The sequence below is a fragment of the Streptomyces deserti genome, assembly GCF_054782695.1.
In genome coordinates this window covers 1-785 of the sequence record NZ_BAAGRZ010000124.1, presented here as the reverse complement: position 1 = coordinate 785, position 785 = coordinate 1, and the positions used below count along the sequence as shown (strand labels likewise).

Here is a 785-nt window from a genome sequence, read left to right as displayed (position 1 = left end):
GTGCCGGTGCCGGTGGGTGTGGTGCCGTGGCTGGTGTCGGCTCGTAGTGCGGAGGCGCTGCGGGCGCAGGCGGAGCGGCTGCGTGAGCATGTTGCGGCTGGTGACGCCGACCCGGTGGATGTGGGCTGGTCGCTGCTGTCGGGCCGGTCGGCGCTGGAGCACCGGGCGGTGGTGCTGGGGCGTCAGCAGGGGGACTTCCTGGAGGGTCTGGAGGGGCTGGCTTCCGGCACGCCTGGGGTGGTGACTGGTGTGGTCGCTGAGGGGCGCCTTGCTGTGGTGTTCACCGGGCAGGGCAGTCAGCGGCTGGGGATGGGCCGGGAGCTGTACGCAGCGTTCCCGGTGTTCGCGGATGCGCTGGATGAGGTGTGCGCGCATCTGGATCCGCTGCTGGACCGTCCGCTGCGGGAGGTGATGTTCGGGGAGGATGCCGGGCTTCTGGAGCAGACCGGTTTTGCGCAGCCGGCGTTGTTCGCGGTTGAGGTCGCCTTGTTCCGGCTGGTGGAGTCGTTCGGGCTGCGGCCGGAGGTTATGGGTGGTCATTCGATCGGTGAGTTGGTGGCGGCGTATGTGGCCGGGGTGTGGTCGCTGGAGGATGCGGCCCGTCTGGTGGCGGCGCGTGGCCGGTTGATGCAGGCCCTCCCGGAGGGTGGCGCCATGCTGGCGGTGCAGGCTGCGGAGGAGGATGTCGTGCCGCTGCTGGAGGGCCACGCCGACCGGGTGGGGATCGCCGCCGTCAACGGCCCGTCCCAGCTGGTGCTTTCCGGTGACCGTGCGGCGCTGGAGGA

Annotated in this window: 1 protein-coding gene; it reads left to right on the top strand. The window is 71.0% G+C overall.

The genetic code is table 11. The features are described 5' to 3' along the window. Positions 1 to 785: acyltransferase domain-containing protein (locus ACYVMZ_RS39380; RefSeq protein ID WP_461088131.1), on the top strand; the 785-nt coding region annotated here is incomplete at both ends.